Source organism: Streptomyces sp. 35G-GA-8, assembly GCF_023534745.1.
In the GTDB taxonomy this organism is placed as follows: domain Bacteria; phylum Actinomycetota; class Actinomycetes; order Streptomycetales; family Streptomycetaceae; genus Streptomyces.
Genome location: NZ_JAMHJQ010000025.1, coordinates 1 through 12,396 on the forward strand (window position 1 = coordinate 1; position 12,396 = coordinate 12,396).

A 12,396-nucleotide genomic window follows, 5' to 3' on the forward strand; every position below is an offset into this window, starting at 1 on the left:
CACCACCAGCGAGGCCACCGACCACAGCCTGTCGGAACGGCTGCTCCGGGTCCGCGGCTTGCGGTGCGACACCGGCCCCTCGGCCCGAACCCCCGCCCCTGCCCGTGCCTGAACCCGTACCCGTGCCCGCGCCACTGCCCGTGCCTGAGCCCGCGCTTGTGTCCGCGCCTGTGCCTTCGCCGTTCCCGGCCGCTCCTGCTGCGCAGCCTGCCGCGCGGGCCTGAGCAGCGTCTGCTGCGCCATCACAACCTCCCTCTCGGGCCGCGACTTCCACGGCTCCGGGACGAGGCTGTATCGCCCTTGTGGTGTCCCGCCAGATCCTCACGCGTCCCGGACAGTCCCGGTCCGTCCGAGCGCGCGAACCCCGTCGCGACAGACCGCCCGGACACCTCCCCATACCGCCCCTGACCAGCACGGACAAGCCCGGACTGTCCGAGCCGTCGTAAGCCGTTGCCCCGCCCCGGACCAGCCCGCAACGCTTCTTCCACCGCCCTGCACCGCCCGGTCGGCGCCTGGCTCAGGTGCCCCCTATCCCCAGCGGATGCCGCGCACGCCCTGCAGACACGCGGGTGTCGCAGAACCAGCGGCAGGAGCGCCATCACACCGATGCCGTACGCCCGCCAGGCGGCACGGATTCACACCCTCGTTCCATGAAGGAGCATCACACATGCGCATCGCACATACCCGAAAGCCCCGCACCCTGGTGATCGCCGTGGTCGCCGCCGGTCTTGCGGCAGGCGGCATCACCGCTGCAACGAGCGATCTCTCTCCGGGCGGGACGAGGCCGTCCACCGATCAGATAGCCAACGCGGCGGCGGCGGACACCGGCGGCCTGCCCCGTGTGAAGGGGCTGAAGTTCACCTTGGGCGACCGGTCGGTGAAACTGTCCTGGAAGAAGGTCCGCGGCGCGGACGGCTACCGCGTCTACGCCGACTACTCCTGCAGCAACATCCCTACCAGTACCAGCACCTACCAGCTCATCGAGGAGCACCTCGGGCAGCGGTCCGAGTGGACCCACCGGGCCATTACGGCGACCTGCGTCAACTACGCGGTCGCCGCGGTACGCGACGGCAAGCAGGGCGCCCTGCCCCCGCTCGGCAAGCGGGTCGTGATATCGACGGCCAATCGTGACCACGCCAATGCCACCAAGAAGTTCTTCACCGCCGCTCCCGACGCCGGCGACACCGTCGGCCGGACCCGCGTCGCCCCCGGCCCGGACCGTGGGATCGTGCTGGCCCGCGCCTACATCCGCAACAAGGACACCTTCACCGAGTCAATCGGCGACCACCGCGGCTGGACCGCCAACCCCGCCGCATCATCGAAGGTCACTGTCGCCTGGAACACCGGCACCGGTGAAATCGCCGCCTACGTCCATAAATCCTGTCTCGCCGGCGCCCGCCTCCCCAACGGCGAGTCCGTGGAGGCCGGGTGCTTCAACGCTCTGCCCGCCGCGTTCGTCTCCCACGCGGCTTCCGTGGGCGACGCCTCCACCGACCAGCGCAACCTCATCAGTGTCTCCCGTACAGACTCGGGCGGCCTGTCGATCGGCGTCTCGGCGGTGAACTCCATATCGAGCACGCTCGGCCGGATCAACGGACAGCTCACCCTGTCCCCGCACAAGGACACCTTCCGGGTCACGCTCACGGCTGACAGGTTCCCGGCATGGGAGTTCATCCGGTACCCCCACTTTGTCCAGGGGGCGCCGATCGGCGAGGCCAAGGTGATCGGCACTCGTGACCAGACCACGATCGGCGACCTCACCAGCGGACGGCAATCCACCTGCACCAGCACAGGAGCCGAGACGCTGGACTTCGAGAACCCGATGTCCTGCTGAGCGGTGACCGACCTGCCGCTGCGGCCCAAGCCGCAGCGGCAACCGGTGGTGAGAGCCGACCGGACAAGCTCAACCGAGGGGTCGTCAGCGGCGGAGGACGCTGATGACCCCTCGCCGGGCTCGAGGCTGGAGGCGGATCAGGAAACCCTAATCAGCGGCCCGCCGCCGCGTCGGCGACCCCGGGGACGGTCGGCTTCGCGGGAGCAGGCGGCGTGCGGTAGGCGCGAAGGGGCGCGTTGGTCGCGGCCACGGCGGCGATCGCCAGGATGGCGGACAGCCCGCCGAAGAACAAGGAGAAGGGGGCGGAGGTGGCCGATGCCAGCAGGCCACCGCGGAAGTTGCCGAGTTCGGGGCCCGCGACACCGATGACGTGTTCTACCGAGGAGACCCGCCCCCGGTACGCATCCGGGGTCTCCAGTTGGACCAGGGCACTGCGGGTGACGACAGACACAGTGTCGGCAGCGCCCGCCACGGCCAGGCAGCCGAGCGCCAGCCACAACGGCCCCGCCAGACCGAAACAGGCCAGCGCCAGGCCCCAGACACCGGCTGCGGACAGCTGGACCAGACCGCCACGGCGCCAGCGCGTCACCGTACCGGAGAGCAGACCGGCCGTGATCCCCCCGACCGCGACGGCCGAGAGGAACAGGCCGAGGGTCTGCGGGTTACCCCCGAAGCGGATCTCGTTGACCAGCGGGAAGAGCGCGATGGGCATGGCGAGCAGCGTTGCGGACAGGTCGGTGGCCATCGAGCCCCACAGCGTCGGGCGGCGCAGGACGATCCGCCAACCGCCACGCTCCGGCCGGCGCCTGCCGCCTGCCGCGTCCGCGCCTTCGGGCCGCATGGCAGGCAGGCGGATCACCGCGAGCATCGAGACGACCATGGCCACGGCCTGGGTCGCGTATGCGGCAGGGAAGCTCCAGCGGGCGATGATCAGCCCGGCCATCGCGGGCCCGGCCAGCATCGCGGCCTGGAAGGAGACGTTGGTCAGCGCAAGACCGGCCGCGACCTGGTCAGCCGGCAACAGGCACACCGGGAAGGTACGCCGGGCAGGAGCGCCGAGAGCGCTGCAGCTCGTCCCCGTGGCTACCAGGGCGAGCAGCAGCAGCACGTTGCGGTTGTCCGCGAGGGCCTGGGCGCACAGCCCTGCGGCGGCCATCAGTTGCCCCGCGGTGGTGGCCTGTACCACCGCACGGCGGTCGAAGGTGTCGGCCAACGTGCCGCCGAGCAGACCGAACAGCACCACCGGCAGGCCGGTGGCGAGCCCGATGGCACCGGTGCCCACTGGGCTGCCGGTCAGGTCCCAGACCTGGGCCAGCACCGCCACGTTGGCTATCTGTCCGCCGACTTGAGAGAGCGAGGTGCCGACCCACAGGTCGCGGAACGGCTGACTGCTACGCAGCGGGCGGGTGTCGAGGAACCGGACACGGACACGCCCCCTCATCGTGGTGGCTCGACGAGGTGGTGGAGGACCCGCTGCCGCATCGACCGGTGTTCCAGCGCCCGCCGCACCTCCTCGACAACGGTGGTCATCGCGTACGGGACCTCGCTGTCCAGCTCGGCGACCGTTTCGTGGGTAGCGCGCCACTCCGCCTCCAGGAACGGCACCAGCGACCGGCCGCGCTCGGTCAGGTCGATCCGCCGTGTGCGGGCGTCAGGCCCCGGCTCGGAGGTGACCAGATCCTCCTTGCGCATGGCGGCGACGGTCTGGCTGATCGCGGAGTGCGAGCGGTCCAGGGACTTCGCAAGCTCGCGAATGGTCAGTGGTCCGGTGTGGGCGAGCCGGATCAGCGGATAGGCGAACCGCGGCCGCACCCCCTCGATGCCACGCTCGACGTAGACCTGTTCGATCTCGGCGTCCATGGCTGCCAGAAGCTCGTGCAGGGAGTGCCAGGGATCGGGTAGCACTGTGGGATCTGAAGATGTCACAGCACTAATATAACAGTGCTGCGATAATCGAGACTCGTGATCAAACCCAAGAGCCTGCGGCCGTACCACTGGACAATTCCGGAAAGGCACCCCCGGGGTCAGCGCCGACGATCACCCGGCGCGAGCAGGCTGGCAGGCGAGGTCCTCGACAGCGTTCAGGCAGCCGCACCGCGCAGATCCGCGCCAGTCAGGTCCGCGCCGCCCAGGGCGGCATCCAACAAGCCCGCGTCGATCAAGTCCGCACCGGTCAGATCCGCGTCGTCCAGGTTCGCACCGGTCAGATCTACACCGGTCAGGATCCCGTCGGCCAGGGCGGCCGCTCCCCATTCGGTTCTTGGGCCGATTTCGACCCTGGGGAGCTGGGCAGAGCGAAGGTCGGGGGACGAAGGTTTTGTCGTGGGTGAAGTCGCGAGCGGCCAGGACGGTGAGGGCCGCGTGGACGTCGGCCGGAATGCCCTGGCCTTTCACGGGCGGCTTGGCGGCGTGGGTGCGGATGTAGGCGGCCAGGACGTTGCCGATTAGTCGGGTGGTCACGGGGGGGGAGTCCTGCATGATGCGCTCCGGGGCGCAGCTGCCGCCCAGCCGCACGTCCATCTTGTCCTCACCGAGGTTGCTCACCGCCGCGGTGTATCGGTCGGTGATCTGCCCCTCCTTGACCAACGCCCGCTCCTGCCGGGCCTGATCGTCGGACTGCCGCGTCTGGACACCCCAGTACCACAGGCCGGCCACCGCCACGACGGAGGCGACCAGGACCGACATCAACTCGATCCGCCGCGCCCAGTCCAATCCCCTTGCCCCGCCCTGCGGGTCCGGGGGCCACAGGGCGTGACCGGCCGGGCCGGACAGTGGAGCGAATGGTGTGGCGTAACCGCGGACGGCGGGAAGAGGAAGGCATTCCGGCATTCGACTGTGAACACCCGCCCCACCGCCGCGTTTTCCAGCTGCCTGCCCGCGATCTGGCTCGCGCAAGGGGAGAATCGTCTCTGTCACCCCCTCAGCGCCATCGCCGGAGAAGGTCGGAGCGGGTCACACCTCTATCGACCCGTCGCCGGGTAGGACCATGCCCCGACCGGACCGAGACCTGGCGTTGCCAGTGGTCCGCGATGGAGATCTTGATGATGTGCCCCCAGTGGCACGAAGGACGCAGGCGCCGACCGGAACGGTCCTGTACACGAAGGGGGAAACTGCTCGCCCACGAGGCATGTGCTCGCATCGGAGTCATTCTTCTGGAACTCGTCCTGAGCTGCTGGTCGCCAAGTGGATCGAGAACCGGCTCGGATACGACGCTCACCTTGCTCATTTTAGGTCGCACGTTGGCTCCCGGCACCTTATGCTCCCGCGAATGACCTCCAGGGCGAACGAGACTGCCATCAAGCAGTGGAACACCTCGACCACGCGCGAGGCGATGGAAACGACGGCGGAGGATGGGGACTTCGCCAAGCGGCACCTGGTCAATCCCACCCTGCTGCGGCTACTGGGCGACGTGCGTGGCCGGCGACTGCTGGACGCAGGTTGCGGAAACGGGTACTTCAGCCGCATCCTCGCCTCGCACGGGGCGCAGGTGGTAGGAGTCGAACCGACGGACGTGATGTGCGCCTTCGCCCGCGAGAGAGAAGACGAGCTGCGGCAGGGAATCACCTACGTCCAGGCGGATCTCACACGGCTGCCCGACCTGGGTGCCCCGTTCGACGCCGTGGTGTGCAGCATGGTCCTGATGGCGATCCCCGACTGGAAGCCTGCGATGCGTGCCTGCGTGGAAGCGGTGCGCCCGGGCGGCCTGTTCGTCTTCGCTCTGGTCCACCCTGCCTTCGAGGAACTGCTGAGTACCTGGCAGAAGCACAGCGCATATCGCGTACAGCGGTACCTGAAGGAGTACGAGATCGTCGGGGCCATCGCATCCGACTTCCACCGCCCCCTCTCGGCATACGTCAACGAACTCGCCTCGCTCGGCTGCCGCCTGCGTGAGGTCGCAGAGCCGGGGCTCGACCCTGCCGTAGCAGCAGCGGCCCGGTCTGCCACTCCGGCGATTGACAGTTACGTCTGCCTGCCGAACTTCCTGTTCGTCTCAGCCGAGGTGTCCGCCTGAGCGGCCGGTCGTACGACGGGAGCTTCGGCGCGGCGACGTACGACTGCCCCTTCGCTCGGGGCCCGGCCACTGACGGTGCTTCGACATACCCGGCAGCGTAGCCACTGGTCCGGACGGACGGCAGAGCACGAACTCCCCTCCCGGGAAAGGTCCGTGACTCACGGCTCAGGCGACCAGGCCGCGACGTTCAGCACGGCAGCGCCTGGTGCCGGGGCGCCGGGAGCTGGAATCCGGCAGCTGATCAGTCGATGACGTGCACGATGACGTACATGTCTGCTGGCGCACCGCCGTACTTGCCGGGGCCGCCGAGCTCGCGAATCCGGACCTTCTGGCCGTCTCTGATGCCTGCGGGGACGCGGACTTTGCAGGTGTGCTGCTCCCGGATGAGCCTGCCCTCCCCCTAAAAGGCTATCTGATAAATGTTCACGCGGATATGGGCGGTATGTCTGTCTAGATTCGCCAGGTTGGTGCCGATTCTCCTGTGAGCTCGCGGCTCATTCTGTTAGCCATTGCCCAGTGGATCACCGCCCGGGACCTCTGCGGCGACGTCTCGTAGTCCCGCACCAGGCGACGGTGCTGCATCAGCCAGCCGAAGGTCTGTTCAATCACCCACCGCTTCGGCAACGGCTGGAACCCCTTCGCCCGCGGTCGCCGCACGACCTCTACATCGATACCGACGCCGGCACCATGCTGGAGGACGCTGGCCGAGTAGCCGCCGTCCGCCCAGACCTTGCTCACGCTCGGATGGGTAGTGGCCAGCTCGGTCAGCAACTGCTTGCCGCCGACGGAGTCGTGGACCGAGGCGGCGGTGACGAGGACGGCCAAGGCCAAGCCGAGGGTGTCAGTGATCAGGTGCCGCTTGCGTCCTTTGATCTTCTTGCCGGCATCGATCCGCCGATCGACAGGCCCGGAGCGCGAGCGCTTCTCAGCCTCAGGTCGCTCGCCACTGTCACCTTGACACGCCGCGAGACCCGGCCCGAGAGCGAGGAACACCGCCAGCACGATCAGAGGCTGCCGAAGTCCTCAGCGTCTCCATGCCGCACCCCCATCACCTCCCCGATATGGGATGTTACTGAGCCCCTCCCATCGGCACACGCTTCTCGGTCGTGGAATGGCGGAACTCAACTCATCAGCTCCGCGGAGACTTCCGCAACGGAGGACCCGGCCGTATGGGACCGGGGCCTGCTGAGCTTCGGCGCCATCGCGCCCCCGAGAGGTCGTTTTCTCCCGATATTTTATCCCGGAATGAGTGCTTAACCCCCGAGAGTCGGGTCGCGCCAGAAGAGGGTGGCATCGTCGGCCAGACACACCGGTCCAGGCCGCATCCTCGTTTTCCGGTCCGCGAACAATTCTGACTCCGGCTCACGGCAGATTCCCTGCCCGCCACCCACCCCTGTAATCAACTCCGTCTGCTTCATTGACATCTCACTCGGAACACCTATCTTCGGGAGCGCTCCCATAGCAGCCTTGCAACTGGAAGGAGTCCCCCACCATGCGCAAAAAGAGTCCGTTAACCGGGCGTTCGCGAGCGTCCCTCCGCCGGCCTCTCCAGGCGCTCGTCATGCTGTTCGCCGTGGCCGTCGGCGCCCTCACCTGGTCGACCCCCGCCCAGGCTCACGGCACCGTCGTCGGCCCCGCCACCCGCGCGTACCAGTGCTGGAAGACGTGGGGCAACGACCACACGAACCCGGCCATGCAGACCCAAGACCCCATGTGTTGGCAGGCCTTCCAGGCCAACCCCGACACCATGTGGAACTGGATGAGCGCGCTCCGCGACGGCCTCGGTGGCCAGTTCCAGGCACGGACCCCCGACGGGACACTCTGCAGCAACAACCTCTCGAGGAACGCCAGCCTGGACAAGCCCGGACCGTGGAAGACCACCACCATCGGCAACAACTTCTCGGTCCACATGTACGACCAGGCGTCCCACGGTGCCGACTACTTCAAGGTCTACGTGAGCAAGCAGGGCTTCAACCCCCAGACCCAGACCCTGGGCTGGAGCAACCTCGACTTCATCACGCAGACCGGCCGCTTCGCCCCGGCACAGGACATCACGTTCCCCGTCCAGACCTCCGGCTACACCGGACACCACATCCTGTTCGTGATCTGGCAGGCCTCGCACCTCGACCAGGCCTACATGTGGTGCAGCGACGTGAACTTCGGCTGAGCCGCAAAGCACCGCACACGGCACCGGCCTCGGCCGGGCGCCGGCAACCCGCCGCCCGGCCGACCGAGCCCCGTCGGGGCAAGGGCCCCAATTGGTCACCCTGCCCCGACGGGGCTTCCTGCGTTCCTCACTTGACTCTGAAGCTCCTAGAGATCGTCAAGCGGCTGGAGATGTGGGGGATCTTGGATGGCCGGGCTCAACTGCCGGAGATCCGCCAGGACTTCGGCCGGGGAATCTCATACTGGTCCAGGAAGGTCTGGAAGTCGGTCGGCGGTCCCGGCGAAGAGAATTCCTCGTCACTGAGAGATCGTTTTCTCTCGTTGCTTCATCCGTCACGCCACTGCCGGAAGCGGTTGTGGAAGGTCGACCAGGCGCCGAACACCTGCGGCATCTCCCGCCACTGTCCGCCGGTCCTGAACCGCCAGATCACACCCTCGAACTGCTGCCGCAACCGCTCGGGATACGGGCCGTACTCGCCGATCGGCAGGTATGGTCCGATGAACTCCCACTCCTGCGTCCTTCAGTTGCACTCGCGTCACGCAAGAAGATCTACCGGTCCAGGTCCTGCCACGCGGGCGAATCCCGCAGGTTGATCACGACTCGATACGCGACCTTGGACGTTGCGACCTGCGTGGCGTCCGAACAGGTGGCGCTGGCGGCGCGAGAGGTCGGCGCACCCCACCGCGCAGCGTCTCGCCGGGCCCCGACCTCCGCCGCCGCGTAGGTGCACATCCCAGCCGCCGTGCGGTACAGCGCGACGGCATCAATCCTGAACTTCACCGGTATACGGAGACTTACGTCCTGCCAGGATACTCTTCCTCGGACCTACAAGATCCATTGGTCAGAGTGTCCACACCACGTGAGGCGCCGTAGAACACGCCGCCGTCCCCGGCATTGACATGGAAATCGTCCGACGCGCCCCCCGGGGCCAGAGGGTCGGACCATCACGAAAGATCGAGGCTACCGAGCGTGCCAGCCATGGACGAGATCCGACGCAGCAAGTACATCAGCCTCACCACCTACCGCAAGGACGGGTCACCGGTCCTGACGCCCGTCTGGCATGTGGCAGGTCCTCAGGGCGAGATCCTCGTCGTGACGCCCGCCGACTCCTGGAAGGTCAAGCGGATCCGCAACAACAGCGCCGTGACCGTGACCGTCTGCGATCTGCGGGGGCGGACTTCCACGGGCGCAGCGTCCCTTCCCGGCACCGCCCGGCTGCTCGACCAGGACAGCACCATGGCCGCGCAGGACCTGCTCGGCAAGCGGTACATCACGTCCCGGATCGGCAACTGGTTCGTCAAGGTTCTACACCTGCCCAAGAAGCCGAATATCGCCATCGCGATCACCTTGTGAACTGCTTACGCAGCACGGTAGTTGAACGAGTCCGCCGACGCCGCGTGCAACCGGGGCGCCCGCCCGCGCCTCCCTCGACTTCGTCCCCGCCGCTCAACATCTCCACGAACGAGAGCCGTCGGTTCACTATGCCCGTATGCGCTGCCGTGAATGGTGGTGCTGACCTCTGCCGAACGCCGCCAGCCGAAGAAGATGGCCCACGGCCACAAAACTCCACACCAGGCCAGGCAGCGCGCCACGGTCGTCCCCCTCGCAGCACGCGGCCGGGGCAACGCCAGGATCACCGCTCAGACTCACCTGCACGCGGACACGGTGCGCACCTCGCGCGGACGGTTCGCCCACGGCGGCATACCGGCTCTGGCTGACCGCAAACGCTCCGGGCGCCCGGCCCGATTTCCGGTCACTCCGATACAGGTCGCCGAGGACAAGGCAGTGGCCTGCCGGCTCCCGGCCGAGACCGGCGTTCCGCTCGCACGCCGGTCGTGTGACGAAGACGAGTACGTCATCAGCGACGATGAGAAAACCCCCTTCCAGGCCCGCTGCCACCCCACCCTCGCCCCCGGCCAGACCCGCGCGATGCGTGGCAACCACACCTACGGCCGCGGCGGAGCCCTGGCCTACCTGGCCGCCTACGACGTCCACCACGCAAAGGTATTCGGCCGCTGCGAACCACGCACCCGCATCGCCCCGTTCATGAACCTCGTCACCCAGGTCATGAGCCGCGAGCCGTACGCCAGCGCCACACTCGTGTACCGGGTGGTCGACAACGGCTCCTCCTACCGCGGCAAGAAGGCAGCCAACCGACTCGCCACCGCGTTCCCGAACGCGGTGCTGGTCCACACCCCGGTGCACGCTTCCTGGCTGAACCAGACCGAGGTCTACTTCTCCGTCGTGCAGCGCAAGGTCGTCCCGCCCAACGACGTCACCGACCTGGCCCAGGTCGCGGAGCGGCTTCGAGCCTTCGAAGACCGCTACGACGCCACGGCACAGCCGTTCCAGTGGAAGTTCACCACCTCCGACCTGAACGATCTGCTGACCAGACTCCACCGGCATACCGCCGATCACCCAGGAAAAGCCTCTACCGCCCTGGCAGCACGACCAACCCACGAAGGACTTCCGGAGCCGACCACTAAGCGTGGTACCTCACGACGTTAGTTCAACAGGTCCGGCTGATCACTGCCCCGTCTCACGCTGCCTGACAGGTTGTGCGCACGCCCCGGACGGTGCGGGACACCATGCCGTAGGGTCGCGCGCATGACAGGCGGCGCAGGTGAAGCGAGCTTCTGGTGGGCGGAGTTGCGGGGGTCGGACGGGGCTGAACTCCCGCCCAACGTGCGGGAACGCATGACGTGGTACGAGCGGCATAAGCGGCGGCAGCGGCTCGGCCACTACCTTTCGGAGGCCGTGCTGCTGCTGTTGTCCGCGTCCATACCCGCGTGTGCGGCGGCCGGTGCCTCCGTCACGGTGACAGGGGTTCTCGGCGCGTTGGTGGTGGTCTCGGCGGGACTCCGGCAACTGTTCCGGTGGGGTGAGAACTGGGTACGGACGAGTTCCGTGCTGATGGCGCTCCACGGCGAGCTCATCAACTGGAGCTGTGGGTCGGCCCCGTACGACGGCGCGGACTCCTTGGCCGTGCTGGCATCGAGAACCGAGGAGCTGGTGCGGTCCGAGGCCGGCGAATGGGCGGTGACACGGCCCTCGGCGCCCCAGTTCCCCGTCCCTGGACCTCCGGCATCGGGCGGGTGAGCACANCCCCGTCGCTGGACCTCCGGCATCGGGCGGGTGAGCACACCGCCGGCACGCCGTTGGGGAGTGTCTCAGAGCGAAGGGCGCCGCCGGTCCGGTGGGCAGGATGGGCGTAAGTCCCGCCGCTGAGACGGCATCAGCATCATGAGACGGCACAACTACTGAGTCTTTCGTTGGATCTGTGGGTGTCGTGGGTGAATGTCGAGCGTTGATGGCACGGGCTGCCTAAACGCGGTCACCTCGGTTTCCGGTGGCGGCTCCCTCTCGGCGGAGGTCCTGGCCGAGCGCCTGCTCCTGGTGATCTACGCCTACGGCACGAACACCGGGATCAAGGCCGTCGCCTCCAGTGGCCACGATCACGCCGAGGACGAACTGCGCTACGCCGCCGGTATCTGACCCCGGAGACAGTCCAGCAGGTCGCCATCGAGATCGCGAGCGCCACCTTCGCTGCCCGCAGCACCGAGTTGTGGGGCCAGGGCTCGACCGCGGTCGCCTCCCACTCCACGCACGCGCGCGCCTACGACCAGAACCTGTTCACCGAGTGGCGCTCGGGCTACAAAGGCCGCGGGGTGCTCATCTACTGGCACGTGGAGAAGAAGTCCCTGGCCATCTACTCCCAGCTGATCAACTGCACCGCCTCCGAAGTCGCCGCGATGGTCGAGGGCGCAAGCGTCAGATCGCGCTCCCGTGCCCTGACAGAACCGGGGCACCACTCCACGCCCGTCCACCGCATCGCGGCTCGCTGGGGGCTGCGTCGGCACGCACCGTGTTCACCAGGGCGTGCCGGGCGGCGTACGGCATGCCGCCGAGCGAGTACCGGAACCGGAAACGGATCGTCAACAGGCGGCCACGGGAGAGCAATGACCTCCCGTCGCGCGGCTGACAGCCTGGCACTTCCGGCGACACCGCCATCGAGGAGGACGGCCCGGCCCCGGAGTTGCCGGTCACCCTCGGCATCCCGGGCAAGGTCGCCGACTTTCTCCTCACCACCGCCTTGGAGCCCGCTGAGCGGGCCGGCTCGACCAGGGGATGACCGTACGACGAGGGCCGGGGCTACACCCTGCGCGGGACCACCGTCCCTGCCGTGCACCGCGTCTGAGCTTGCGCGACAAAGACACGGAAGCTGGCGCGGAAATCATGCAAGGCCGCTATTCAGGCGCCCCCGACCAGGAATGTACGATCGAACTGAGCCCGTCCGCATAGCCGCTCCGGACGCACCTCCACGGCGAGAACCAGACCGGAGAAATGAGATTAAACCCCGGTACGGGGCAAACGGCGTTGGCG

General features: G+C 67.8%; 11 protein-coding genes and 3 pseudogenes. 7 read left to right on the forward strand and 7 right to left on the reverse strand.

All coding sequences use genetic code 11. From position 1 onward, the window contains the following. Positions 1–243, reverse strand: a 243-nt coding sequence (locus M1203_RS36160) for a hypothetical protein (RefSeq protein ID WP_374404781.1), incomplete at its 3' end; no start/stop codon positions are given. Between the two features lie 424 nt (positions 244–667). On the opposite strand from M1203_RS36160, the gene M1203_RS36165 reads away from it, so the two are divergent. Beyond that, a complete protein-coding gene (locus M1203_RS36165; RefSeq protein WP_249954107.1) occupies positions 668–1,834 on the forward strand; it encodes a hypothetical protein in 1,167 nt (388 codons plus the stop codon). Between the two features lie 151 nt (positions 1,835–1,985). On the opposite strand, the gene M1203_RS36170 is transcribed toward M1203_RS36165, so the two are convergent. The 3 genes from M1203_RS36170 to M1203_RS38890 all read right to left on the reverse strand — a co-directional run bounded on the left by M1203_RS36170 (position 1,986) and on the right by M1203_RS38890 (position 4,104). Then, positions 1,986–3,275, reverse strand: a complete 1,290-nt coding sequence (locus M1203_RS36170) for an MFS transporter (protein WP_249954108.1) — start codon at positions 3,273–3,275, stop codon at positions 1,986–1,988. Beyond that, positions 3,272–3,760 (reverse strand): MarR family transcriptional regulator, encoded by a 489-nt coding sequence (locus M1203_RS36175; RefSeq protein ID WP_249954109.1) that lies wholly within the window; start codon positions 3,758–3,760, stop codon positions 3,272–3,274. The genes M1203_RS36170 and M1203_RS36175 overlap by 4 nt, the downstream gene beginning before the upstream one ends. Before the next feature lie 155 nt (positions 3,761–3,915). Beyond that, positions 3,916–4,104 carry a pentapeptide repeat-containing protein gene (locus tag M1203_RS38890; RefSeq protein ID WP_308404958.1) on the reverse strand — a complete coding sequence of 63 codons (189 nt, stop codon included), beginning with the start codon at positions 4,102–4,104 and terminating at the stop codon, positions 3,916–3,918. A 998-nt stretch (positions 4,105–5,102) separates the two neighbouring features. On the opposite strand from M1203_RS38890, the gene M1203_RS36180 reads away from it, so the two are divergent. After that, positions 5,103–5,846 carry a bifunctional 2-polyprenyl-6-hydroxyphenol methylase/3-demethylubiquinol 3-O-methyltransferase UbiG gene (locus M1203_RS36180; RefSeq protein ID WP_249954110.1) on the forward strand — a complete coding sequence of 248 codons (744 nt, stop codon included), beginning with the start codon at positions 5,103–5,105 and terminating at the stop codon, positions 5,844–5,846. Between the two features lie 241 nt (positions 5,847–6,087). On the opposite strand, the gene M1203_RS36185 is transcribed toward M1203_RS36180, so the two are convergent. Beyond that, on the reverse strand, positions 6,088–6,231 hold the full coding sequence (locus M1203_RS36185) for a DnaJ C-terminal domain-containing protein (protein WP_308404959.1): 144 nt from the start codon (positions 6,229–6,231) through the stop codon (positions 6,088–6,090). Between the two features lie 65 nt (positions 6,232–6,296). Next, positions 6,297–6,737, reverse strand: a pseudogene (locus M1203_RS36190) (transposase); the annotation flags it as partial. A gap of 670 nt (positions 6,738–7,407) precedes the next feature. Between M1203_RS36190 and M1203_RS36195 the strand changes: the two are divergent. Then, positions 7,408–8,013, forward strand: coding sequence for a lytic polysaccharide monooxygenase (locus M1203_RS36195; protein WP_249954112.1), 606 nt, complete (start codon positions 7,408–7,410; stop codon positions 8,011–8,013). Between the two features lie 331 nt (positions 8,014–8,344). Here the strand turns inward: M1203_RS36195 and M1203_RS36200 are convergent. Beyond that, positions 8,345–8,552: pseudogene (locus M1203_RS36200) on the reverse strand (transposase); the annotation flags it as partial. A gap of 439 nt (positions 8,553–8,991) precedes the next feature. Between M1203_RS36200 and M1203_RS36205 the strand changes: the two are divergent. The 4 genes and pseudogenes from M1203_RS36205 to M1203_RS39345 all read left to right on the forward strand — a co-directional run. Then, positions 8,992–9,366, forward strand: coding sequence for a PPOX class F420-dependent oxidoreductase (locus M1203_RS36205; protein WP_249954113.1), 375 nt, complete (start codon positions 8,992–8,994; stop codon positions 9,364–9,366). Between the two features lie 150 nt (positions 9,367–9,516). Further along, positions 9,517–10,521 (forward strand): transposase, encoded by a 1,005-nt coding sequence (locus M1203_RS36210; protein WP_249954114.1) that lies wholly within the window; start codon positions 9,517–9,519, stop codon positions 10,519–10,521. Positions 10,522–10,620: 99 nt separating this feature from the next. After that, positions 10,621–11,112: a DUF4231 domain-containing protein gene (locus M1203_RS36215; protein ID WP_249954115.1), complete on the forward strand. Its 492-nt coding sequence runs from the start codon at positions 10,621–10,623 to the stop codon at positions 11,110–11,112. A 198-nt stretch (positions 11,113–11,310) separates the two neighbouring features. Continuing rightward, positions 11,311–11,729 (forward strand): annotated as a pseudogene (locus tag M1203_RS39345) (Tn3 family transposase); the annotation flags it as partial. Positions 11,730–12,396 lie beyond the last annotated feature (667 nt).

Excerpts from the sequence above, each read along its gene's own strand:
- M1203_RS36165 (WP_249954107.1), top strand. The coding sequence starts at position 668 with ATGCGCATCGCACATACCCGAAAGCCCCGCACCCTGGTGATCGCCGTG.
- M1203_RS36170 (WP_249954108.1), bottom strand. The coding sequence starts at position 3,275 with ATGAGGGGGCGTGTCCGTGTCCGGTTCCTCGACACCCGCCCGCTGCGT.
- M1203_RS36180 (WP_249954110.1), top strand. The coding sequence starts at position 5,103 with ATGACCTCCAGGGCGAACGAGACTGCCATCAAGCAGTGGAACACCTCG.
- M1203_RS36195 (WP_249954112.1), top strand. The coding sequence starts at position 7,408 with ATGCTGTTCGCCGTGGCCGTCGGCGCCCTCACCTGGTCGACCCCCGCC.
- M1203_RS36205 (WP_249954113.1), top strand. The coding sequence starts at position 8,992 with ATGGACGAGATCCGACGCAGCAAGTACATCAGCCTCACCACCTACCGC.
- M1203_RS36210 (WP_249954114.1), top strand. The coding sequence starts at position 9,517 with ATGGTGGTGCTGACCTCTGCCGAACGCCGCCAGCCGAAGAAGATGGCC.
- M1203_RS36215 (WP_249954115.1), top strand. The coding sequence starts at position 10,621 with ATGACAGGCGGCGCAGGTGAAGCGAGCTTCTGGTGGGCGGAGTTGCGG.